Annotated in this window: 22 protein-coding genes and 1 tRNA gene; 12 read left to right on the top strand and 11 right to left on the bottom strand. The window is 32.5% G+C overall.

What is annotated here, in order from left to right; genetic code table 11:
• Positions 1 to 49: 49 nt before the first annotated feature.
• From ftsZ to E9099_RS04180, 6 genes are all read left to right on the top strand, one after another.
• Complete coding sequence (gene ftsZ / locus E9099_RS04205) at positions 50 to 2017, top strand: cell division protein FtsZ (RefSeq protein WP_136582461.1); 1968 nt, start codon at positions 50 to 52, stop codon at positions 2015 to 2017.
• Between the two features lie 190 nt (positions 2018 to 2207).
• Positions 2208 to 2657 (top strand): GatB/YqeY domain-containing protein, encoded by a 450-nt coding sequence (locus tag E9099_RS04200; protein WP_136582460.1) that lies wholly within the window; start codon positions 2208 to 2210, stop codon positions 2655 to 2657.
• Positions 2658 to 2664: 7 nt separating this feature from the next.
• Positions 2665 to 2738: transfer RNA gene (locus E9099_RS04195), tRNA-Arg, on the top strand.
• 517 nt (positions 2739 to 3255) lie between these two features.
• Positions 3256 to 4821: a glycerol-3-phosphate dehydrogenase/oxidase gene (locus E9099_RS04190; protein WP_136582459.1), complete on the top strand. Its 1566-nt coding sequence runs from the start codon at positions 3256 to 3258 to the stop codon at positions 4819 to 4821.
• 11 nt (positions 4822 to 4832) lie between these two features.
• Positions 4833 to 5714 (top strand): zinc-dependent peptidase, encoded by an 882-nt coding sequence (locus E9099_RS04185; protein ID WP_168800714.1) that lies wholly within the window; start codon positions 4833 to 4835, stop codon positions 5712 to 5714.
• A gap of 108 nt (positions 5715 to 5822) precedes the next feature.
• Positions 5823 to 6212: an HPP family protein gene (locus E9099_RS04180; RefSeq protein WP_136582457.1), complete on the top strand. Its 390-nt coding sequence runs from the start codon at positions 5823 to 5825 to the stop codon at positions 6210 to 6212.
• Between the two features lie 64 nt (positions 6213 to 6276).
• On the opposite strand, the gene rpe is transcribed toward E9099_RS04180, so the two are convergent.
• The 4 genes from rpe to E9099_RS04160 all read right to left on the bottom strand — a co-directional run bounded on the left by rpe (position 6277) and on the right by E9099_RS04160 (position 9634).
• Positions 6277 to 6939, bottom strand: a complete 663-nt coding sequence (gene rpe, locus E9099_RS04175) for a ribulose-phosphate 3-epimerase (RefSeq protein WP_136582456.1) — start codon at positions 6937 to 6939, stop codon at positions 6277 to 6279.
• Positions 6940 to 6981: 42 nt separating this feature from the next.
• Positions 6982 to 7389: a BLUF domain-containing protein gene (locus tag E9099_RS04170; protein WP_168800713.1), complete on the bottom strand. Its 408-nt coding sequence runs from the start codon at positions 7387 to 7389 to the stop codon at positions 6982 to 6984.
• A gap of 144 nt (positions 7390 to 7533) precedes the next feature.
• Positions 7534 to 8397 carry an RNA polymerase sigma factor RpoD/SigA gene (locus E9099_RS04165; RefSeq protein ID WP_101016821.1) on the bottom strand — a complete coding sequence of 288 codons (864 nt, stop codon included), beginning with the start codon at positions 8395 to 8397 and terminating at the stop codon, positions 7534 to 7536.
• 268 nt (positions 8398 to 8665) lie between these two features.
• The gene (locus E9099_RS04160; RefSeq protein ID WP_136582454.1) at positions 8666 to 9634 is read right to left on the bottom strand and encodes a hypothetical protein; all 969 of its coding nucleotides are present in this window, start codon (positions 9632 to 9634) and stop codon (positions 8666 to 8668) included.
• Positions 9635 to 9750: 116 nt separating this feature from the next.
• Here E9099_RS04160 and E9099_RS04155 point away from each other — a divergent pair, with 116 nt between their 5' ends.
• From E9099_RS04155 to E9099_RS04140, 4 genes are read left to right on the top strand one after another with little or no spacing between them, the layout of a single operon-like run.
• Positions 9751 to 12060, top strand: coding sequence for a phosphotransferase (locus E9099_RS04155; RefSeq protein WP_168800712.1), 2310 nt, complete (start codon positions 9751 to 9753; stop codon positions 12058 to 12060).
• Positions 12053 to 12568, top strand: coding sequence for a CDP-archaeol synthase (locus E9099_RS04150; RefSeq protein ID WP_136582452.1), 516 nt, complete (start codon positions 12053 to 12055; stop codon positions 12566 to 12568). The genes E9099_RS04155 and E9099_RS04150 overlap by 8 nt, the downstream gene beginning before the upstream one ends.
• A gap of 3 nt (positions 12569 to 12571) precedes the next feature.
• Complete coding sequence (locus E9099_RS04145; RefSeq protein ID WP_136582451.1) at positions 12572 to 13147, top strand: CDP-alcohol phosphatidyltransferase family protein; 576 nt, start codon at positions 12572 to 12574, stop codon at positions 13145 to 13147.
• Positions 13144 to 13554, top strand: coding sequence for a GtrA family protein (locus E9099_RS04140; protein ID WP_136582450.1), 411 nt, complete (start codon positions 13144 to 13146; stop codon positions 13552 to 13554). Before E9099_RS04145 ends, E9099_RS04140 begins: the two co-directional genes overlap by 4 nt.
• 56 nt (positions 13555 to 13610) lie before the next feature.
• Here the strand turns inward: E9099_RS04140 and E9099_RS04135 are convergent, their stop codons facing one another.
• Positions 13611 to 14609, bottom strand: a complete 999-nt coding sequence (locus E9099_RS04135; RefSeq protein WP_136582449.1) for a hypothetical protein — start codon at positions 14607 to 14609, stop codon at positions 13611 to 13613.
• A gap of 136 nt (positions 14610 to 14745) precedes the next feature.
• On the opposite strand from E9099_RS04135, the gene E9099_RS04130 reads away from it, so the two are divergent.
• Complete coding sequence (locus tag E9099_RS04130; RefSeq protein ID WP_136582448.1) at positions 14746 to 15138, top strand: hypothetical protein; 393 nt, start codon at positions 14746 to 14748, stop codon at positions 15136 to 15138.
• Between the two features lie 41 nt (positions 15139 to 15179).
• On the opposite strand, the gene E9099_RS04125 is transcribed toward E9099_RS04130, so the two are convergent.
• The 5 genes from E9099_RS04125 to proC form a co-directional block, all read right to left on the bottom strand.
• Positions 15180 to 15575, bottom strand: coding sequence for a hypothetical protein (locus E9099_RS04125; RefSeq protein WP_136582447.1), 396 nt, complete (start codon positions 15573 to 15575; stop codon positions 15180 to 15182).
• Positions 15576 to 15696: 121 nt separating this feature from the next.
• Positions 15697 to 17112, bottom strand: coding sequence for a glycosyltransferase (locus E9099_RS04120; protein ID WP_136582446.1), 1416 nt, complete (start codon positions 17110 to 17112; stop codon positions 15697 to 15699).
• 294 nt (positions 17113 to 17406) lie between these two features.
• The gene (locus E9099_RS04115; RefSeq protein WP_136582445.1) at positions 17407 to 18606 is read right to left on the bottom strand and encodes a glutamate-5-semialdehyde dehydrogenase; all 1200 of its coding nucleotides are present in this window, start codon (positions 18604 to 18606) and stop codon (positions 17407 to 17409) included.
• 20 nt (positions 18607 to 18626) lie between these two features.
• Positions 18627 to 19406, bottom strand: coding sequence for a glutamate 5-kinase (gene proB / locus E9099_RS04110; protein WP_136582444.1), 780 nt, complete (start codon positions 19404 to 19406; stop codon positions 18627 to 18629).
• Between the two features lie 3 nt (positions 19407 to 19409).
• Complete coding sequence (proC, locus tag E9099_RS04105) at positions 19410 to 20216, bottom strand: pyrroline-5-carboxylate reductase (RefSeq protein WP_136582443.1); 807 nt, start codon at positions 20214 to 20216, stop codon at positions 19410 to 19412.
• A gap of 860 nt (positions 20217 to 21076) precedes the next feature.
• On the opposite strand from proC, the gene E9099_RS04100 reads away from it, so the two are divergent.
• The gene (locus E9099_RS04100) at positions 21077 to 22075 is read left to right on the top strand and encodes a hypothetical protein (protein WP_136582442.1); all 999 of its coding nucleotides are present in this window, start codon (positions 21077 to 21079) and stop codon (positions 22073 to 22075) included.
• A gap of 483 nt (positions 22076 to 22558) precedes the next feature.
• Here the strand turns inward: E9099_RS04100 and E9099_RS04095 are convergent, their stop codons facing one another.
• The gene (locus tag E9099_RS04095; protein WP_136585129.1) at positions 22559 to 24802 is read right to left on the bottom strand and encodes a polyribonucleotide nucleotidyltransferase; all 2244 of its coding nucleotides are present in this window, start codon (positions 24800 to 24802) and stop codon (positions 22559 to 22561) included.
• Between the last annotated feature and the right edge of the window lie 142 nt (positions 24803 to 24944).

The raw sequence follows: 24944 nt of genomic DNA, 5'->3' as shown, positions 1-24944 counted from the left end.
TGTATGTATCGTGTAAAATATTAATAATTGATCCAGTAAAATAGAATTTATGAGCAGCAACAACGAATTCGAAAATATATCTTTTGATCTTCCTAAAAATCAATCTAATGTCATTAAAGTCATTGGTGTCGGTGGGGGAGGAAGTAACGCAATCAACCACATGTTCCTTCAGGGAATTAAAGGGGTAGATTTTGTTATTTGTAATACAGATGCACAAGCACTACAAAATAGTGGTGTGCCAAATAAAATCCAATTAGGTCTTAACTTAACAGAAGGACTTGGTGCAGGGGCTAATCCAGATGTTGGAGAGCAATCTGCAGTGGAGAGTTTTGATGACTTGCAACGCATGCTAGACACCAATACCAAAATGATTTTTATCACCGCAGGTATGGGTGGAGGAACAGGTACAGGAGCAGCACCAATTATTGCTAAAATGGCTAAGGATTTAGACATTTTAACCGTTGGTATTGTAACCATGCCTTTTCAGTTTGAAGGAAAAATGCGTAACGAACAAGCTCAGGAAGGGATTGAGAGATTACGTAAAGAAGTAGATTCTTTAGTTGTAATCAATAACAATAAACTTCGTGAAGTATATGGTAACCTTGGTTTTAAAGCTGGGTTCTCTAAAGCGGATGAAGTATTATCTACTGCAGCACGTGGTATCGCAGAAGTTATAACGCATCACTACACGCAAAACATTGATTTACGTGATGCTAAAACAGTGCTAAGTAATAGTGGAACTGCTATTATGGGATCTGCGTCTGCGTCTGGTCAAAACCGTGCACATGAAGCGATTTCTAAAGCATTAGATTCACCTTTATTAAATGATAATAAAATTACTGGAGCCAAAAACGTATTGTTGCTAATCGTTTCTGGAGCTCAAGAAATTACTATTGATGAAATAGGAGAAATCAATGATCATATTCAGAATGAAGCTGGTCATGGTGCGAATATTATTATGGGTGTTGGTGAGGATGATAATTTAGAAGAATCAATTTCTGTAACTATTATTGCTACAGGCTTTGATGTCGAGCAACAAAATGAAATTTCAAATACCGAAACAAAAAAAGTGATTCACGCTTTGGAAGATGACCATAATGTGGAGCAAGATTTAAATAAAGAAAAAGAGGAAACACCTGCGGTTATTTTACCAACGATAGAGCTAGAGGTTAAAAAAGAAGCGCCTAAAGCAGTGGTTCATACTTTAGATTTAGAAGAAGATACCGATGATCAGTTGTCTGCTTTTGAAATGGCACAGGTCAATAAGCAAAGAACTGTAAATTATCAAGATTTGGATTTAATTCCGACTAGTGAGTTTATCAAAAATATAGATGTTAACTATTCTGAAGTGGATGTTATTGTAGACGAAACAGAGGAGTTTACTATTACTGATACCAGTGTTAATAATATTGAAGTTGCTAAAGTAGAAGAAGAAAAGAAGCAACAAATAACATTAAGTTTTGATTTACCATTATCAGAGCCTGTAATCGAAACTGCCGAAATAGAAGAACGTCCTGTTGTTATGAATCTGTCAGATGATGTTAACAATATAACAGTTAATGATTTTGTTGAAATTGTTCCGGTAACAGAAAATACAGAAAAAGGAGAAGTTAGATATGCGCTTGATGATTATGAAGAGGTAGATTCGGTAATTAATAAAGTAGCAGAACCTAAAGTTGATAAAGAAGTCGTTTTTGAAAGAAAAGTGGTTGAAAATGATGAGGTAAACGCCGATGCCGATGCTGATGTGGATCCAATGAATACACCTATTTCAGAATTACTTAAAAGTAGAGCTGACGAGCGAAGAAAAAAAATGAAGAATTTTAATCATAAATTCAATAGCTCAAAAATTGAAGATATAGAAAAGATTCCTGCTTATAAGCGTCAAGGATTAGAGTTGGATGATAGACAACATTCTTCAGACAATAGCATTTCTAGAACCTCATTAGGTGTTGATGACAATGATGATATACAATTAAGAAGTAACAATTCTTTTTTACATGATAATGTAGATTAGTACATCTCTAAAATTAATAAAACCCCAAATTAGTTTGGAGTTTTATTTTAAAGGATAATCCATTTTAACCCGAAAAGCCCCTCAAGCTTCTCGGGTTTTTATTTTAGATATTTTAAGAGGTAACACAAGGCCTTTTAAACACCCTAAAACTAAATACTATTTATTATCTTCGTGGCTCAAAATATAAGACATGAGTTTATCTACAGACCTAATGACTGCCTTAAAGGAGGCAATGAAAAGTAAAAATACAGTAGCACTAACAGCTTTAAGAGCGGTTAAATCGGAAATATTATTAGCGCAGACAGAAAGTGGCGCAAAACAAGAATTAACAGAAGAGCAAGAGCTTAAAATACTTCAAAAGCAAGTTAAGCAACGTAAAGATAGTGCAGCAATATTTTTAGAGCAAAATCGTGAAGATTTAGCAGCTCCAGAATTGGCAGAAGCAGAAGTTATTTCTCAGTTTTTACCGGAAGCTATGAGCGAGGAAGACGTGACTAAAGTTGTTGAGGCAGTGATTGCTAAAACAGGAGCGGCGGGTATGAAAGATATGGGTAAAGTTATGGGAATGGTTAGTGGTCAATTAGCAGGTAAGGCTGATGGAAAAACGATATCTAATATTGTAAAAGCAAAATTGTCATAAATAATTTGGCCTCGTAGTTCAACTGGATAGAATATCAGATTTCGGCTCTGAGGGTTGGAGGTTCGAATCCTCTCGAGGTCACGAATAAATAGAAAAGTTGCATGTCAAATCAAGCTCGCTTGAATTTGTAATTGCAACTTTTCTATTTTCAAAGCGGAGCTATGAGGATAACGAAGCGCAGCGAAGTAATCTAAAAGTAGGTCAAATCAAGCTCGCTTGAATTTGTAAGTGCAACTTTTTTATTTTCAAAGCGGAGCTATGAGGATAACGAAGTATAGCGAAGTAATCTAAAGTAGGGTCAAATCAAGCTCGCTTGAATTTGTGTTTAAATAGTTTCTATTATCAAAGCAGAGTTTTAATAAGCTATCGGATTAGTAATTGCGACTAGGTGAAAGCATAAAGGGCTAAATGAAGGGCGCTAGAGTAAAAAAACCAGAATTAAAGTTGAGTACATTCAATTTTAATTCTGGTTTTTTTTATGTCTCTAAATTTCTGTTTTTTAATTGTTTTTATACATAGGTGTAGCTTCTTTTAGGTTTGTCGTATAAACAGCAGGTATTTTATATATTTGGTAAAGATCATAATTATTGAGAACAAGATGTTTAATAGAGAAGCTTTAGTAAATCAAATAAAAACGAACTTTAATTGGGACGTCATTATAATTGGTGGTGGTGCAACAGGTTTGGGAGTTGCATTAGATGCTGCAACAAGAGGTTATAAAACCTTATTGTTAGAACAGGTGGACTTTGCAAAAGGAACTTCTAGCCGAAGTACAAAGCTAGTACATGGTGGTGTTAGATATTTGGCACAAGGTAATGTGGACTTAGTGCGTGAGGCTTTGTATGAAAGAGGCTTGATGATGAAAAATGCTTCTCATTTAGTAAGTAAACAATCTTTTATTATACCTAATTATAATTGGTTTGACTCTGTTTTTTATACTATTGGATTAAAAGTATATGATTTTTTATCTGGTAAATTAAGTTTTGGTAAATCCACAAGGATTAATAAACGGGACACAATGTCTAGGTTGGCAACCTTAAAAAACGACAAATTAAAAGGCGGTGTAGTGTATTACGATGGACAATTTGATGATGCTAGACTAGCCGTTAATATGGCGCAAAGTTGTATTGAAAACGGTGCAACTGTTTTAAACCATTTTAAGGTAAAAACGTTGCTTAAAAATAACAAAGGGAAAGTTGATGGAGTTGTAGCAAGCGATGGTGAGTCGGGACTAGATTATAAGCTAAAAGCAACCGTTGTAATTAATGCAACAGGCGTGTTTTCTGATGAGGTATTAAAAATGGACGATGTTAGTGCTAGAACCTCTATAAAGCCTAGTCAAGGGGTTCATTTGGTTTTTGATAAGTCGTATTTACCCGGTGATGATGCCATTATGATTCCTAAAACGGACGATGGTCGTGTTTTGTTTTTAGTACCCTGGCATGATAGGGTAGTAGTAGGTACAACCGATACGTTGGTTGATAATCATAGTTTAGAACCGCAAGCTTTAGATGAAGAAATTAATTTTATCCTACAAACAGCTAATAAGTATTTAAATAAAAAGGTAAGCAAAAAAGATGTGCTTAGTATTTTTGCTGGACTCAGACCGCTGGCAGCGCCAAAGGATAATTCTACAAAAACAAAAGAAATTTCAAGAAGCCATAAAATTATTGTGGCAAAGTCTGGGTTAATTACAATTACTGGTGGAAAATGGACTACTTATAGACGCATGGCTCAGGATACTATTAATAAAGTAATAGCACTTAAAAAGTTATCAAAAGTAAAATGTAAAACAAAAGATTTGCTAATACATGGCGCAAATGGGACAGTCGATAGATCCAATCATTTATATATTTATGGTACAGATCAAAAACATATTGCAGATTTAATTACAGATCATCCGGAATGGTCAGTGCGTTTACATCCACGTTTAGAATTTACAAAAGCAGAAGTTGTTTGGGCTGTAAGAAATGAAATGGCAAGAACTATTGAGGACGTATTGGCAAGACGTGTCCGCGTTTTGTTTTTAGATGCTAAAGCGGCAATCGAAATTGCACCAATGGTTGGAGAGCTTATCAGAGTAGAATTACAGCAAACATCAGAATGGAAAGCGAAGCAAATCTCAGACTTTGTTACTATGGCACAAGAGTATGTTTTAAAATAAAATTGATCTATATGCTGTTAGAAGTTGAGACTAAATTAGAAGAAAATCCCGTGGTAATTGAGTATGTTACTAATATTGGGATTATTTTATTGGCTATTTTTATTACTATTATAAGCTTGATTTGGTGCTTTAAATTAATAGAAAGCATCTATATCGATTATATCGGTGGTAAGCCTTTATTTCGTCATTTTTATTTTCGAGTTAGAGATTTAAAATCGAATCAAAAAAGAATTCTTGAAAGTCAGTTTAAATTCTATAATACACTTGGCATTAAGGAGCGACGCTATTTTAGACATCGCGTTCACAAATTTTTGAGTATCACAGAATTTGTCGGAAAAGAAGGTGTCATAATAACAGATCAACATCGTGTTTTGGTTGCTGCAACAGCAATAATGCTAACCTTTGGTTATCGGGATTATGCAATAAGGTTAGTTGATAAGATCTTAGTATACCCAGCTAGTTTTTATTCTAATCTTGATAAGACGTATCATAAAGGGCACTTTAATCCAGGTTTTAGAGCTGTAATATTTTCATGGGAAGATTTTTTAATAGGATATAAAATTGAAGATGATAATTTAAATTTAGGTATTCATGAGTTTATTCACGCCTTACATTTAAGTTATTTAAAAGCCGAATATAAAAATGAAGTCACTGCATATTTATTTTTAAGTGGGCTAGAAGCCGTAGTTGATTATATCAATTCCAATGAGGTGTGTAAAAACAAGATTAGAAACTCTGATTATTTTAGAGAGTATGCTTTTGAAAATGATTTTGAATTTGTAGCTGTACTTATCGAGAGCTTTATTGAAACGCCAAGCGAATTTAAAACCCAATTTCCGGAAATTTACAATAAAGTAAAGCAAATGCTTAACTTTAATTTTAAAGGGTATTAAATCTGTTTCTACTGACTTATATCATGTTTATTTAGCCTAATTACGTCTAACTTTGAGATATAATTAAAAAGCTATTATCATGAAAAAAGAACTCCTGTATCAGAAATAATGACCAAAAATGTCATTGCTTTAAATAAAACAGACGATTTAGAACAAGCAGAAAAATTATTTAAAGCACATAACATAAGGCATATTCCTGTGGTTAGTGGTGATCAGATAATAGGGATGTTAAGCTATACAGACTTACTCAGAATCAGTTTTGCAGATGCTGCAGAGGATTATGCTGTAGATGTAGAAAGTGTAGTCTATAATATGTTTACCATCGAACAGGTCATGGCAAAAAACCTAATAAGTGTATCAAGTAGTACAACTATAAAAGAAGTGGCAGAATTACTAGCCAAAAAAGAATTTCATGCATTGCCTGTTGTAGATAATAATGTTTTGGTTGGTATTGTTACTACAACAGATCTAATTAATTACTTAATCAAACAGTTTTAGAGATAATAATATGGTAATTAAGTAATTAAAAAAAGGCTCCAATAATTTGGAGCCTTTTTAGATATTAACTGTTAGCTAATGTTTTTAGATTTTTTATTGTTTCTGGCTGATTGTCACTTTTAAAAACGTGACTTCCAGCAACAAAAACATTGGCACCTGCATCAACCAGTTTTTTTATGTTTTTGTCAGTAACACCACCATCGATCTCTATAAGCGTATCTAAACCTTGATCATCAATCATTTTACGCAGTTTACGAACTTTTTGGTAGGTAATCTCTTCAAATTTCTGTCCACCAAATCCAGGGTTAATAGACATTAATAATACCATATAACATTCTGGTAAAATATCTTCCAGAACAGATACGGGCGTGGTTAAGTTTAGCACAATACCTGCTTTACAGCCTGCATCTTTAATTTGTCTTAAAGTACGATGTAAATGGACTGTAGACTCATGATGTACAGTAATTATATCTGCACCAACCTTTGCAAACTCCTCAATATAGCGCTCAGGTTTTTCAATCATTAAATGAACATCTAAAGGTTTTTTAGCATGTTTTTTTATGGCAGCAATTACAGGCATACCATAAGATATATTTGGTACAAAGTGACCATCCATAACATCAATATGAAACCAATCGGCATCACTGTTATTTACCATTTCTGTATCGCGTTGCAGGTTACCAAAATCGGCAGCAAGCATTGACGGGGCAATTAATTTTGAAGACATTTTTTTAGTTTTGTGTTGTTTTTACAAAGCTAAGGTTTTTTATTAGTGGTCGCTTAATAGCCCTTCAATTATTTCTAAAAACAATGGGCTGTTTTCATGTTTTTGCTGGTTTAAATTAGCAACAAACTGTTGTAGACTATAAAGTGTATCAAGATTTTTAATGACAGAATAGCCGATGTCAAATGTTTTAAAGCTTAAACGTGGAATAGAGGTATTTAAAAACTCAGTAATATTGGTATGTCTATAATCTTTTTTAATATCCTCGTAAACCGTATCTATAATAATAGGATTACCTTCCAATACCTGAAAAAACACATCATCTCTCTTGACTAAAAAACCTGTTATATTATGACTGTCGTTTTTTAATTGTGTTTGATTAAATAAAGCTTCAAATTCTAAAAGTTGCAATGCTTTATTTGCATCGCTTGTATAACAAATTGTTTTTAACATACCCATAAATAATAATGCGAAAAATAATAATAATATAAAGATTTAATGTCTAAAATGAGTGAACCCGAAGTAATCAGCTTCGGGTTCTTCATCAATCAAAAAACGAACAGTTATGAATAACTGTTTGTTATTGTAACCTAGGTTTTATCCTAAGTATGTTTTTAATATTTTACTTCTAGACGTATGTTTTAATCTACGAATAGCTTTTTCTTTAATTTGTCTAACACGCTCTCTAGTTAAGTCAAATGTTTCACCAATTTCTTCTAAAGTCATTGGGTGTTGATTACCTAAACCAAAGTATAATCTGATAACATCAGCTTCACGTGGCGTTAGTGTTTCTAAGGCACGCTCAATTTCTGTACGTAAAGATTCGTGTAATAAATCACGATCTGGATTTGGTGATTCACCAGAGTTTAAGACATCATATAAGTTAGAATCTTCACCTTCTACTAAAGGCGCATCCATACTGACGTGACGACCAGAATTTTTCATTGACTCTTTAACATCGTTAATAGTCATGTCTAATTCCTTAGCAATTTCTTCTGGACTTGGTGGACGCTCATGCGCTTGTTCCAAGAAAGCAAAAGTTTTGTTTATTTTATTAATAGATCCAATCTTATTTAACGGTAAACGTACAATTCTAGATTGCTCCGCTAATGCTTGTAAAATAGACTGTCTAATCCACCATACCGCATAAGATATAAATTTAAAACCACGCGTTTCATCAAAACGCTGTCCAGCTTTAATTAATCCTAAGTTACCTTCATTAATTAAATCAGGAAGTGTTAATCCTTGATTTTGGTATTGTTTGGCTACAGATACCACAAAACGTAAGTTAGCTTTAGTCAGTTTTTCAAGTGCTACTTGATCTCCAGCCTTGATGCGTTGTGCTAATTCTACCTCTTCATCTGCAGTAATTAGGTCAACTTTTCCAATCTCCTGTAGATACTTATCTAAGGATGCGGTCTCACGGTTAGTAACCTGTTTGGTAATTTTAAGTTGTCTCATCTAAAAAAGTGTGATTATTTTCTTGTGTGTAAATTGCTATCAATGATTATACGTGAGTAAGTTAGGTTTTGTTACAAAAAAGTGTAATTATTTTTATTTATTAATTTTGGCGTTACGTTTTTAATCCTGAAAAAGGCTTAAAAACGTCAGGCTGTCCATTATATCTTTTTTACTTGTTTGCGATATGTTTGCTCATGCTTCACAAAAATACTCAAACTAAAGTAAAAAAAGATGCCATTTCCATCCTTAACGCACTTACGCTTGCATCTTACTCAAAATCTAACAACTCTGTCGCTTCAATTAATTGTTTTAAAGCATTAATCTTAGCATGTAATTTATTAAAAAATCTATTGCGTTCTTTCTCTCCAGCAGTATTTAATAATTTAGAGTTTTGTAACTGTTTGGTCAAAAAACGCTCAGCTTCCTTACAAGTATGTTTATCTTCTGTCTTATAATAGGACAACAAAGTAAACGGCACATACAATAATTGGTTATTGGGCGTGCTAACCAAAACATTATTATTCATTAAATGCAATTCATTATAATATAATAAAAAGGGATGGTCTTCTGCCATCAACTTATTAAAAATAGAGATGATTAATTGTTGTAATAAATCACATAACTGCAAAGCGGTGCTAGATTTTACTTGGCCAGCCTGAAAATAAAAATGAATTTGTTTTAGCGTACTATTTACCGTTGTTATATCCCAAATCTCTTGTGTGTTAAGATTGCTGTACAAACTCCCTAATTGTTTTCCTGCGATAATTAAAGAAGGACTAGGTGCAAAATTATCAAAACTTTTATTTGCCAATTGTGGGTCTAATAATTTTAGCCAAACATAGTATTTAAACTGACTTAAAGCATCACCATTTAAGTTGTAAAATAAGGGGATGTCTTTTGCCGAATATAAGAGAGTACTGTCCTTTTGTTGTAACAAAGGCAAAAGTGACTGGTACGAATCTTCAAAGTACTGTTGCAATTCGGCTTCACTTTCAATATGTTTTGTCTTTTCAATGGTCACAAATTCGGTCGAAGTTGTTTCAAATAAGCGGTCTAAAGACAAATTGTAATATTTAGCCAACGCAATGCTTTCATCTAAGGATAATTTACTTTTTAAACTAACACGCCTATGCGCAGCATCATAACTAATATCTAAAGCGGTGGCTACTGCTTCAATAGTTGAGGTATTGGCGGGTAATTCAGTTTTTAAATAGTCTAAAAAAGTAGTTTGAAACATATTGTAAAGTACTAAAATTTGCGATAAACACAAAAAATAGTTTTATGCTATGTGATTTGCGATGTTTAAAATGTGATTATAACAATAGTTTTGAATCAAATTTAAAAATAATAGTCATGAAGACACCAATTATTCCAGGGAGAGGTCTTGTAACAAGGACAGCAACTGCTATGCGTTTAGATTTTCTTGAATCTAATAATGTTCCTACCAACCTAATTGCGGATGCTAGATTAGATCTTGACGATATTAAAAACAATATAGAATCCTATATAGGAAGTACCGAAATCCCTTTGGGCATCGTAGGACCTTTACTTTTTAATGATTCAGATCAACACGAATTAACCTATTGTGCAGCAGGGACGTTAGAAGGGGCTTTAGTAGCAAGTATGAATCGTGGCGCAAAAGTTATTAGTAAAAGTGGCGGGTTTTCTGCCGAAGTACTATGGCAAAAAATGACGCGGTCTCCGATGTTTATTTTTAATATTGACGCAGAAGCGATACGTTTTGAGCATTTTATTAAGGGTAATTTTAACAAAATAAAAAAAGTCGCAGAGTGCTATTCTAATCATGCTAAACTAGAAGAAATTAGTATTACTAGACTGGACGAAGTGGTGCATTTAAAATTTGTATACCGTACAGGTGATGCTTCTGGACAAAATATGACGACGACCTGCACTTGGCATGCCATGTTATTTATTGTTGACCAATTTAAAAAGGCCACTACTATTGTTCCTGTAGATTTTGTTATTGAAGGTAATGGTGCTAGTGATAAAAAAGTATCGCAGACTAATATAGATGCTGGTCGAGGTATTAATGTTGTGGCAGAATGTAGTATTCCTGAACAGGTCATAAAAGAGACTTTAAGAACAACGACTGATAAGCTTTTAAAATGTTTTAATCCTTCAAAAACCCAAGCCTTAAAAAATGGGATGGTTGGTTATAATATTAATGTAGCTAATGCTATTGCTGCTATTTTTGTTGCAACAGGTCAAGATTTAGCTTCTATTCACGAATCCAGTACCGGTTTTTTGCATTTAGAAAAAAGAAAGGAGAGTTTATATATTAGACTAACATTACCAAATTTAGTAATAGGTAGTGTAGGGGGTGGGACAGCTTTACCAAAACAATCTCAAGCACTAAAAATCATGAAGTGTGAGGGTAGCGGTAAAGTCAATCGTTTCGCAAAGCTTATAGCTGGTTTTGCTTTAGGCCTAGAAATATCGACCTATGCAGCGATTGTTAGTGGAGAGTTTGCTAAAGCTCATGAAAAACTAGGACGAAATAAACCTGTCAAATGGTTTTTAAAGTCAGAGATTACTCCGGATTTTATTCAATCTAATCTTAGTAACTATTTTAAAGACAAGAAAATTGTTACTGTCAAACCTAATAACGATGTGTTGTTAGAAAATGGGATACTTACTAATATCGCTTCTAAAGTCAATAAAAAGATAACGGGTTTTATACCTTTTCAAGTTAATTATACCAATGCTAATAACATTCTAGATAGTAAAAAGGTACTTGTTAAGTCCAAGCCATTAGATGACGACGTTATAAAAGGGTTACACATCATTGCAGCGTCCATTGATCCAAATTTAGCAGATGTGTTAAATGGAGCAAAAGCTAATTTGGAATATCATAGATGCCATTTAAAAGAAATCGAATTATACGACTATTTGTATCAGAACGGGTTTGAAAATAGCCCTAATTATTATGGGAAGTATGTCAACTCTAAGCGAGAAGTTTATATGATTATTCAAGAGTATTTAGAGGCTGACTCTATGCGGATAATGAATTCTGAAAATAATCCAGAGTTATGGAGTCAAGAAGATATACTTAACGTTATAAAATCAATATCTAGGTTTCATAAAAAAGCAAAGGTCTCAGATTTTAAACATGTGAGACAATTTGAACCATGGAAATCAAAGCCGTTTTATAAAAAAATCATGGCTATTTTAATTAGAGAATGTACAGATCAAAAAAATGCAGCTGTACTAAATGATTTATACCATCAAATAGAAGGTTTGCAAACCGAATCAGAGACGATAGTATTGAAGCAAACGGTTATTCATAATGATTTTAATCCTCGGAATATAGCAATAACAAAAGCAGGTTTGCCTATTATTTATGATTGGGAATTAGCTATGGTCGATTTTCCACATCGAGATATAGTGGAGTTTTTGAGTTTTGTTTTACCATTACATTTTACAAAAGAAACGTTCTTTTTTTATTTAAAAGCACACTATAATATATACAGCTCTGAGTCTTGGAAGGACTGGTTAAAGGGGTATAGCTATTCGCTTAAAGTTTATATTATCACTAGGCTTTCGTTTTATGAAGTGGCAGGATTATTAGTCACGTATGACTTCTCTAAAAGAGTTTTAAATACAGCATTAGCAATGTTAAATTATCTAGCAGAAGATGAGTAGTTTTTTAGAGCATATAACCGTTGTCTTAGCGCCTTTAATAGTGTCTAATATATTACATATGTTAGTTGTAAAAAGAGCGTATTTTGAATGGTTAAAACAACCTATTCTTGATAACGCATTTGGAAGTAATAAGACATGGCGAGGATTTGTGTTTGTACCATTAGTAAATGCAGTAGGATTACAAATACTAGACGTCGTGTCTAGTTATAATGTACAAAATGCTTTTGTTTTAGGTTTTATGTTGGGGTTCGCTTATATGCTGTTTGAATTACCCAACTCTTATATGAAACGAAAGTTAGGGATTAAATCTGGTCAGCATTCTAGCAAAAACCAAGTGTGGTTTGCATTGATAGATAAAACAGATTCTGCTTTTGGAGTATCGCTCTTCTATTTTTTACTTGGATATATAGATTATAAATATGGGATACTCCTATTTCTAGTTAGTAGTTTAACTCATATATCCGCTAGTTTTTTACTATTGAAATTAAAATTAAAACAATCTTTTTAAATTATGAAAAAAGAAAATATATATAATGTTCCGAATTTTTTGAGCTTTTATAGGTTACTTACTTTTCCATTAGTGTTATGGTTTATCTATGTGGGAGAAGACAATCTATTCGCTCTGTTTTTATGCATAAATTTAATTACAGATATCCTGGATGGTTTAATTGCTAGGACGTTTAATTTAAAAACAGAATTTGGAGCAAAATTAGATTCTTTAGCAGATAACGGAACCTTTATAGCGGCTTTTATAGGGATCTTTACTTTTAAAATGGAAGAATTATCCCAATCGATCTGGATGCTTTGGTTATTTATATCTTTTTTTATTTTGGGTTTACTACTCTCTTTTTTAAAATTTAAACAATATCCAAGTTTACATTTGTACACAACAAAAATTGGAGGCTACATTCAAGGACTATTTATTTTTGTTTTATTCGCATGGGGTTATAATGCTAATTTGTTTTACTTAGCCATGCTTTTAGGTTACATTTCTCATATTGAAGAAATTATAATTTTGTTACTGTCTAAAGAAATGGTCTCCGACGTAAAAGGGTTGTACTGGGTTTTAAAAGAAAAGAACAAATGAATCTGATAACGCTTTACAAAGATTCTCAATATTTTCGGATACTTATTGTAGCTATAATTGGAGCTGCTTTTAGCTTTATTACTTACGAAATTATATTTTATTTAAATCCATTTTCACCGAGGGCTACAATAAGTTGGAGTGTCGCTTTTGTAATAGGGGTTGCAAGACAACATGCATTACATCGTTATTTTAGCTTTCAGGATAAAGGGGCTTATTTTATTAGTTTGTATCGTGCTTATGTTGTTGATTTTAGTGGGTTGGTGTTTAGCGCTGCTTTAAGTTGGTTTCTATCTCAGATTTTACAGTTTAATTACAGACTGACGTGGTTGTGTTGTTTATTATCCACAGCAGTAATAAGTTTAGTGTTTCTTAAAAGATTTGTTTTTAAATCTGAATCTGCTGCATAGTTATTAATTAGTGAAAAATAAATAAATAAAGTTTAGTTATAAAAACGAGATCAATTTTAATCAAATTGAAAATTGACATCTATTAGAATTCTTTCTTTTAGTTTATTAATTTTTTGATGCATTTTATTAAAAAATAAAGTGCGATCCTTTTCTCCAGAATGGACTAATAATTTTGAGTTGGTCATTTGTCTATTAAAAAAGTCATCCATAATATTACAAGTGTCTGGATGTTCTATTTTTAAATATTCTAAAACAGTATAAGGAACAAAAAAGGTTTTTTTATGTGTGGTTTTGACCATTATAATGTTGCTCATAGTTAATAAATCACTTTTATATAAATGATAAGAAGCATTGTTTTTTGAATTAATAATACTTTGTTGTATTGTTTGTTCTTCAATATGATTAATAATTTCTTCTAAATCATCACATATTTTTAAAGCCAATGTTTTGGATAATAATTGAGATTCGTAGAAGTAAATTATTTGCTGTATGGTCCCGTTAATTGTATTATCATTCCAGAACTCGGTAATGTTTATAAAGTTATAAGTTTCGCCAAGCTGTATTGCTTTTTCTATTAAAGATTTTGGTATTGTATCAATAAATTGATCAAAAGAAATTTTGCTTTTAGTCATTTCTTTATTGGTTAGTTTTAACCAAACGTAAATTTTATAGCGTGTTATAAAAGAATCTTTTAAGGTGTAAAACAAAGGGATATCTTTTGCAGAGTATAAAATGGAAGCACTTTTTAGTTTGGTTAGTGGTGTTAAATTTTCTATAGATTTAGTAAAATAAGACTCTAAGTGCATTTCATTAGATATGATTGGAGACTTCTCAACCAAAACAGTATTTTGACTACCAACCTGATAAAGATTATTTAGCGATATCTTATAATGTTTAGCCAATAGAACGGCTTCTGTTAAGCTTAGATTTGTCTTGTTGGTAGTGCGTCTGTAGGCTGCATCATAACCAATGTCTAAAACCGAGGCTATTTCATCAACAAATGAATTGCTATTGTTTTTTTTCTTTTTTAGATATTTGAAAAAGTGTTCTTGCATATTTTACAAAATATAACTTCAATTTAATTAAAACTTGTGATATACAGTAGTTTAAGTTTTTATTTTTAGCATTATTTAACTCACACTGTTAATTATTGCAAGTAATTTAGACGTGTAACCAATAAAATTTTTAATTATGAAAACAATTAAATTAATGTGTGTCTGCTTAACTATGTTAATCATATTACAAAGTTGTCGCGTTTATCATTCCAAAACAGTATCGTTAGAAGAAGCGACTGCGTCAACGCAACGGGTGAAGATTAAAACAAAAGAAAATAAGATCTTAAAGTTTCATAAAATTATTTTAGAAGAGGGGCAGTTTTATGGAGTAAAAATAAAAGGAGAAGACATAAGTAAGACGCTACTAAATACGGAAGATTTAGAGCAGGTTAGATTACATAATAAAAATCTGTCTGTAATATTAGGAATTGCTGTGCCGATTATATCTGTCGTTGGTATATTGGTTATTGCAATAGTTAACTGGAATGGTCCGCAAATTGGAGATATCCAAACGTCAAATTTAAATTAAAAAGTCCATCAATACTTGATGGACTTTTTAGACTAATTAATTTAAAATTTATATTCTAAACCTCCAAGAACGGATAATGTAAATGTTTTTGAGTTCAACCTGTTTTCTAATGGTTTAAAATGATATTTGAACATGGGATCTACTGCAAAATGGAGTTTGTTAATTATTAAGGTGTCAAAACTTAAGCCTAAGTTAACAGACATGTTTGAGTTTTCTATGGTTTCTATTTGTAAATTATTTTGAATACCATCAGTGTATAATGCTGCTTTGTCAAGTATTAAATAGCTTATACCACCTATTATGGATGTATTTATTTTTCCTTTAATTAGTTTCTGCCTTATTTCTAAAGGAATTTGATCATAATCATCACAAGAAAATAGTACTAATAGTACTAATAGTATTGAAAATAGTAATAATAGTTTAAAATGAGTTTTCATGACCTTGATTTTTTATGTTTACCTATAGTCCGATAATTTTAAAAAGGTTGCGTCAAAAAACAAGAAAATCCCAAAAAATTTAATTTTTGAGATTTTTTATATAATAGTTTTAAGGAGTTATTTATTTTTTATCCTCCAAATCACGAGTTAACCAACCACTTCTAGCAGCTGTGGCTATTGCATAAGGTGTAATCCAGAACAGCCCGAATGTGTATAAAATGCTGTAGGAATAAGCCCAAAAACCTTGGTAAGTTTTATGCTGGTTTGTGAAAAATAATAATGAAAAGGTTGATAAGATCAATATGCTAACCAATGTAGATCCGAAGAATAATAAAGGATGGACTAAAACAAAAAATAGCATGAAAAGCATTACGGGGTAACTCATGATTAATTTTGAAAACTGACTTAAAAATAATAGTCGTGTTCCTGTCTTTTTTCCTTCTCTAAAATTTGTAAATACATATTTACCCATTTCTAAGTTTTCACGCACATTACTGCGTCCCCATCTTATAAACATTTTGTATAAACCTAAATATTCCTCAGGGACGTTTGTGTAAGCAATAGCATTCCTTTGAAATAATACATGTTCTCCTTGTTTTAAAATCATGTTTGTTAAGGCGCGATCTTCTCCAATATCAGACGGTTGTCCCATAAATTTTTGATCAATCCACTCTGGTAAACATTTAAAAACGACTGTGCTCCTGTAAGCAGCCAATGCTCCAGGTGTGCATAAAACCGAATTTAAATTACTCTCTGCAGATCTTACAAATTCAAAACTCATTACAAAACTAACATCCAACATTTTTGGAAGCATTTCTCTTTTGTTGTTTAACACTCTTATATTTCCTGCTACAGCACCACATTTGGCATCTTTTAGAAATGGACTTACTAAATTTCTTAAAGTGTCCTCTGTAACTATTGAGTCACTATCAACCGTTACAAATATCTCTCCTGACCCCAAATTGAAACCACGGTATAAAGCCTGACGTTTTCCCATGTTTTTGGGTTGCTTGTATATTTCTAGGCGGTCACCAAGCTGTTCTTTAGCATCTAACATCCACTTCCAAGTATCATCCAAGCTACCATCATCTATAGCTAATAACTGTAGTTTTTGTTCTGGATAATCACTTTTAGCTAAGCTCATCAAGGTGTCCCAAACTTGTTTCCCTTCATTATAGGCCGGTACAATAACCGTACATGTTGGTAGTTCTTTGTCTGTTATTGATGCAATTGGTTTATACTTAAAATAATTATAGGCTGTATACATAAAGAATAACACTTTGTACGTAAAAATAACAGTGGCTGTAATAATAAAAGTAAAGCCTAGCGTAGAGCTAAGTTGATTGGCATTAAAAGTTTCGAAATCGTTATGGAAAACAGAGAAAAAATAAATACCTAAACCAATCAGGAAGAAGGTACTTAATAATACCAATCTATTTTGTGGACTGCTTGTTATTCCTTTACTATGAAAAAAGCTGTTTTTTAGCTTTTTTCTTGTTGATTTTGCTTTTTTTGAGCTGGTGATTTTAGTAGCCATTATTTCTAGTGATGTATGGATTAAAGTAATACTACAGTTACGACTGAAACCTAGGTTTAGACGTCCATTATTATGTATTTAAGAAAGATTTAGGATTATGGTTTTTGGTTGTGGCTGTCAAGTGTAAAGTAAATTTGAAAAAATGGGGCATAAAAAAGCCTAACACTACTGTTAGGCTTTTTAAATTTATAAAGTTTAAAAAGAATTAATCTTCTTTTTTTCGTGTTATTAATAAAAAAAATGAAGTTATAAACGCTAAGAGGTGTGAGCGATTATGTTTGAGTGTTTAATTCTTTAAACTCTTACCTGTCCATCTCCATAGACGTAATATTTATTGGTAACTAATTGATTTAATCCTAAAGGGCCACGGTGGTGAAGCTTGTCTGTGCTTATAGCTAATTCGGCACCAACGCCCATTTGGCCTCCATCGGTAAATCTAGTAGATGCATTATGATAAACCGCAGCACTATCTACATTGTGCATAAAGGTCATCGCTTCATTAGTTTGCTCCGTAATTATTACTGCGGAATGTTTGCCGGAGTATGTATTAATTACTTCAATCGCTTCGTCTAAGGAGTTGACTTCTCCTATTAATAGTTTTAATGCTAAAAATTCTTCATGCCATATATCGTTATCAGAAATAGTTTCTTTAGTGTTTAAAATGTTAGATACTTTAGCGTCCACCACAATGTCCACGCTATGTTTTTCTAGTTTTTCTTGAAGCATTTTAAGTTTTATTTCGTATTCAGGAAGATTTTTGTTAATCAATACTTTGTCTAATGCATTACAACCAGAAATTTTATCTGTTTTGGCGTTAACTATAATATTGACAGCTTTACTCCAATCTGCTTTTTCTGATATATATAAGAAATTATTCCCTCGTCCACTGACTAATACTGCACAGGTCGCATGGGTTTTAACAAAGTTGATTAATCGCTCACCTCCACGAGGTACGATTAAATCTATTGTTTCGGTTGGGTTTTTAAGGAAGGCTTGGGTTTCTTCACGTTTTAAATGCAGTAGCTTAATCCAGTCTTTAGATAATCCATTTTCTTCTAAAGCTTCATGCCAACATTTTTCTAAGATAAGATTGCTGTGCAATGCTTCTTTTCCACCTTTCAATAAAATCTTGCTATTTGCTTTAAATGCTAAAACAGCAGCTTCAATGGTGACATCTGGACGAGATTCGTAAATGATTAGAATAGTACCAAATGGAGCAGTAGTGTTAACTATATTTAGTTTGTTTTTTAATGTTAGATTAGAAAGCTCTTTTCCAACAGGGTCATCTTGAAGCATTACCGCATTAACAGCTTCAATCATCTCGTTCACTTTTTTGTTATCCACAACTAGGCGCTCATAAAGTGCTTGGTCTTCTTTTTTAAAAGCATCTAAATCTTTTTTATTAGCTTCAATAATATGTGTGCGCTTCGTATTTAAAATCTGAAGCATTGACTTTAGAACCTTGTTTTTCAATTCTGTATTTAATAGTTTCATCGATTTTTTTAATTTTTAGATTAAGCACTAATAAATTTTGTGCCTACTTTTTTATTATTAATAATATCTACAATAACATTTTCGCGTTTACCATTGGCAATATATGTTGGGATGTTTTTGCTAGCCGTTCCTTTTGCTATTTTTAGTTTAGATGCCATGCCACCGCGACCTTCGCCTTCTTTTTTATTAGAGGCACAAACGTATTTTTCGACATTTTGGTTGGTTCTCACCTCAGATAGTTTAATGGAGTCGTCATCGTCTGGGTCTCCAGTGTAAAGTCCGTCTGTATCTGATAATATAATTAGCCGATCGGCATCTAATAATTCGGCAATCAAACTTGCTAGTTCATCATTGTCAGAAAACATAGACATTGTTAAGGATACCGCATCATCTTCATTCGCAATGGGAATGATACCTTCAGAGAGTAAACCTTCATAACAATTAATCATGTTTTCGCGATGTTTTCCTATATCAAAGTCACGTTTTGTTGCTAAAACTTGTGCACAGCGCATGCCGTAATCATGAAAAAGACTATAATAGTGACGCATCATTCTAGGTTGTCCCACAGCAGAGTACACTTGGCGTCTTATAGACGAATCTTTTATTTTTGTATCTCCTAAGATTTCTTTTCCTGCAATAGCAGAACCAGAAGAGACTAAAATAACCTTGATGCCACGTTCGTATAATTCCGAAATCTGCCGTACCAATTCTCTAAGAATAGGACCTAGTATTCTATTGTCTTTGTTTGTTAACACATTGGTTCCTACTTTTACAACTACACGTTTAATATCGTCTTCCATAATTTATTTTTCTTTTCCTAATTCTACAGCTTTATCAAAGGCAGCATAAGCAGCATCTTGGATAAGTTGTTTTACGTTATTGTCTTCCATCGAGTCTATTGCTGCTTGTGTTGTACCTCCTTTTGAAGCGACTTTATTTATCCAGCTTTCTGGTGATATGTCGGATTGGTTAAATAGTTCGATTGCGCCCTCAAAAGTATTACTAACTAGTATTTTAGAGTCGTAGTCAGAAAAGCCCATTTTTAATGCAGCTTCTAACATCGATTGCATAAAGTAGAACACGTAAGCTGGTCCGCTACCTGAAATCCCTGTTGAGGCATCTATAAAGTTTTCTGAACTTACATGTATTGAGGTTCCTGTTGTATCCAATAAATGCCTCACCATTAAAAGTTCTACTCTAGATACCGCATCGGCACCTGTATAAGAGGTGACACCTTTACCCACTTTTGCTGGTAAATTAGGCATTGTTCTAATAACTTTATCAATCTTTAGATGTTCTTGAATAGTCTTTATGGTTACACCAGCCATGAGTGATACAAAAATTTGGTCTTTATTTACTAATGGTAACATTTCTTTAAATAGAGCTTCGGAGTGATAGGGTTTTACAGCTAAAAAGACAATGTCTGATTTAGGTAAAGCGTCTGCTAAGGAGGTGTATATTGTAAATTTAGGTTCTTGTCTAAGCGTTTCAATTTTGTTTGGATCTGTGTCATAGATTCTTAATTTTTGTTTACCTAATAATGAAGAAGTTGCCATTCCTTCAGAATAAGTTAAACCCATGTTTCCTGCTCCTATTACTAATACTTTCATAATTTTTTTGATTAAAATATTAATTGTTAGTTTAGTACTATAGCCGCAATTACTATGCGGATGTGCCAAATGGAGTAGTTGATTTAAAGAATTTCGAAGTTCTAAAGTATTTGGTATGATACTTATGATATTGAAAACGGATGATGGTATTAGTTAACAATATGAAAATGAGGAAATTTTAGAAAGGGTATAATGGCGACAGTCTGTCGGTGACAAACCCGGTAACTAATGTTATTAAACAGTGATTAATACTCTTTATTCTAAGTATTTCTTTGTGTACAAAAGCGAATGCTATTACTATTAAGTGGGAATTAACTAAATTAAACCTTCATGAAATAACGGGTTACGCTCTCCTGATTGCTGTAAATAGGGGATTTGAGATTGTTATTATTTTAGATGATAAAATTAGAAGTTTTAAGGTGCTAATTGTCATATATAAAGTTTAAAAGAATAATCTTTTTTTTCTCCTATGGTTTTATATTATCGTTTAGCTATGTTATTATGATAACTACGATTTTGTTTTTTTCAGAATGTTATTAGACTCTTGGGGTTACTTTACCTAATCTTTTGGTTTTAGTAAGATGACCTTTCTAAACGTTTTTTTGTTAAGAGTTCCTGGGGCTAATCCAAAAGACTAAACAGCAAAGGTGTTTCGATAGTTTATAATATAGGATACATCTTGTATAAGCTAATTAAGGACGTGAAGTAATACTTTATATTGAAGGGCATTTAAGTGTGTTATAGAATAGTTAATATTCTTTTTTTTATCAAGTAATCAGTTTTATTGGCAAAAGGATATATTTTTCATATTTTGCGGCAATAAACTTATTTTACATTAAATAAACCCCATCTTTTATATTATGAAATATTATTTTTTGCTGCCTGTAGTATGGTTATTCTCTATTTTAGGTATAGCACAGAGTGCTAATTTGGATAGAGAAAAAGTACAAGTATCTTATGTTAAATTACCTTCTCATCCTATTCTTGAAAAAGAAAATCGGACCTATTCTTCAAATTCGTCAGCACTTACAATCTCTGGTTATAAAAGACAGTCAGAAGAAGCTGTTTTAACTGTTGATTTTGATTATCATGGTACACAAGTAGAAGACGTAAACATTAATAAAGAAAAGCATGAGAAAAAAGATAAAGAAGGTAATGTTACTTCTACGACATATACTTATGCTGCAACTGCAAACTATACATCTACAGGTACATTAATTATTAATAATTCTGTTTCAGGTGGTTCTAAAACTCAGAATTATAGCGAGAAAAAAGCTTATAAAAGTAGTGACTATTCTACTTATAATAAGGCAAGAGACTATTATAATAATAATAAAGACAATTTAAGAAATAAACAAAATGCAAGTCATAAGAGTATTATTGTTAATAATGCTAAAGCTTATTTAAATGCAACTTTTGGGTTTGTTCCTACAATTAATAAATATGAATTTTTCTGGATTTTAGGATCTAAAAAGCATCCTGAATTTGAAAATCATCATATTAATTTTGATAAATTAAAAGTTATTATAGATAACATGAAGTATGATCAACCAATTGATGAATTGGAAAAAGAATTAGAACCTGTTATTACTTATTTTGAAAATGTAGTTGAAAAGTACCAAGGCAAGAAAAAGAAATTAAGAAAAGTGAGGTATGCTAGTTATTATAATTTAGCTAATATTTACTATTATTTAGATCAACCAGAAAAGTGTGAGGCATATGGTCAAAAAATTATAGATAACGATTATGATAAAGCTGATGGTAGATACTTTATTAGGATAGCAAAAAATCTAAAGCAAAAACTAGAAAGTAATAAAGTGGATTCAAGACACTTTTCTGTAGATTATATGGCAGAGTAGTTTTTTATTATTATCTGATTTTTAAGATTTAAAGACGGGTTAATTAACACAGATCATCGATTATAAATAAGTATAATCACAAGTCTGTTTTAATTAGTCCGTTTTTTTATGTTCATGTTTTTTATTTTTCAAGGCATAATTAAGTCATATTTGTAAGCTTTGGTAATAGTTTATGAGATCATTTAAAACGACTGGGCTTTTTTTAGGTTTCTTCTGTAATTATAAAAGTTATTGTTAACCGTTGCAATTAGGTGTCTTTTACTCAAGTTAAAATTATAATATAAGCCATTAATTTTGCACATATAGATTAGAGTAATATTACAATTACAACTAAGTTAAGATATCGGTTAATAGTTTTAAAAAAAAATAGAAGTATGTGTTTTGTTGCGATCCTCAAGTGTTAAAGTACATGAGAACAAATTATGCATAAAAAAAAGCCCAACAGTATTGTTGGGCTTTTTAATATATAAAGTTTAAAAAGAATTAATCTTCTTTTTTCTCTTCTCTTGGTTTTCTATCATCACGACCTTTGTTGTCACGAGAACCACGATTATCACGTCCACCAGAACGTTTGTCATCTCTTGGTGGTCGAGCTACATAACCTTCAGGTTTTGGTAAGATTGCTTTTCTAGAGACTTTTTCTTTGCGCGTTCTTGGGTCTAATCCAAAATACTTCACATCAAAAATGTCACCCATGTTAACAACGTCAGATACATTTTCTGTACGTTCCCAAGCTAATTCACTTACGTGAAGTAATACTTCGTTTCCTGGAGCATCAATGTATTCTACAACTGCACCAAAATCTAACATTTTGATTACTTTTACTTGGTAAGTGTTACCTACTTTTGGCTTAAATAAGATAGCATCTATTTTTGCCATTACAGCATCAATACCTGCGCTACCTATACCTAAAATTTCTACAATACCTTCTTCAGTTACTGGATCTTCGTTAATAACGATAGTCGTCTCAGTTTCTTTTTGCATCTCTTGGATTACTTTTCCTCCAGGTCCAATTAAAGCACCAATAAATTCGTTAGGGACACGTCTTGTAACCATAGTTGGTGCGTGTTCTTTAACTTCAGCATTAGGTGTATCAATTGTATCTGTTAGTTTACCTAAGATATGTAAACGACCATTACGAGCTTGTTTTAATGCATTCACTAAAATCTCGTAGCTTAATCCTTTTACTTTAATATCCATTTGGCAAGCAGTAATACCTTCTGAAGTACCTGTTACTTTAAAGTCCATATCTCCTAAGTGATCTTCATCACCTAAAATATCAGATAATACAGCGTATTTTCCAGTTTCTGCATCAGAAATTAATCCCATTGCAATACCTGAAACAGGTCTTATCATTTGTACACCTGCATCCATTAATGCCATAGTACCAGCACAAACAGTTGCCATAGATGACGATCCGTTAGATTCTAATACTTCCGACACTACACGTACTGTGTAAGGACAGTCTGCAGGAATCATTCCTTTTAACCCACGTTGTGCTAAATTACCATGTCCAACTTCTCTACGAGAGGTTCCACGAATTGGTCTAGCTTCACCTGTACAAAAAGGAGGGAAGTTGTAATGTAAATAGAAATTTTCCTCACCTTCGTAAGAGGGCATGTCTATTTTGTTTGCATCTCTAGAGGTTCCTAAAGTAACTGTAGCTAGTGCTTGAGTTTCTCCACGAGTAAAAATAGAGGATCCGTGTGTTGATGGTAAGTAATCTACCTCACACCAGATTGGTCTGATTTCGTCAGTCTTACGACCATCTAAACGTAAACCTTCATCTAAAGTTAAGTTTCTAATTGCTGCTTTTTCAGCTTTACGGTAGTAGTCGGAAACTAAACCACCATAATCTGCTAATTCTTCTTCAGAAAAAGTAGCTTTAATATCTTCTTTTATTTGTTGAAATGCCGCCGTTCTTTCATGTTTAGAAGATCCAGCTTTTGCTATAGCATATACTTTATCGTATGCCATATCATGTACTTTTTTCTCTAAATCTTCATCTGTTCTTTCAGCTTCATATTCACGAACAGCTTTTTTTCCAAAGGCTTCAGCTAATCTTAACTGAGCAGCACATTGTACTTTAATCGCTTCGTGAGCAAACTTAATAGCGTCAGCCATTTCGTCTTCAGAAATTTCATCCATTTCACCTTCAACCATCATTACCGAATCAGCTGAAGCTCCAATCATCATATCGATGTCAGACTCTGCTAATTGAGCTCTAGTTGGGTTGATTACAAATTCTCCGTTTACACGTCCAACTCTAGCTTCAGAGATAGCACATTCAAAAGGGAAATCTGATAATTGAATTGCTGCTGATGCTGCTAATCCTGCCATAGCGTCTGGCATAACATTTTCGTCATGAGACATTAACTGTATCATCACTTGTGTTTCAGAGTGATAATCTTTTGGGAATAATGGACGTAAAACACGATCCACTAAACGCATCGTTAATACTTCACCATCACTTGGTCTTGCTTCTCTTTTGAAGAAACCACCTGGATAACGTCCTGCAGCTGCAAATTTCTCTCTATAATCTACCGTTAAAGGTAAAAAATTAAGATCTTTTTGCTCGTAGTTAGAAACTACGGTACATAACATCATACATTTTCCTGATGTAACAACAACAGAACCATGCGCCTGTTTTGCTAATTTTCCGGTTTCGATAGTAATTTCTCTACCGTCTCCTAGGTCTATGACCTCTTTAAAAACTTTTGGAATCATAAATTTTTCAATTCTAATTAAACAATGGTCGTTGTGTTGTGTTGTGTGGTAGTAGTAGTTGTGATGACCAATGAAAAACTGTTTACCCTGAATATATTTCAGGATCTGCTTAATCAATATTGGAGTTTAGACTCTTCCAAAA

This window comes from Psychroserpens sp. NJDZ02 (assembly GCF_004843725.1).
In the GTDB taxonomy this organism is placed as follows: Bacteria; Bacteroidota; Bacteroidia; order Flavobacteriales; family Flavobacteriaceae; genus Olleya.
The sequence above is the reverse complement of the archived record's forward strand: the minus strand, read 5'-3'. Positions and strand labels throughout refer to the sequence as shown.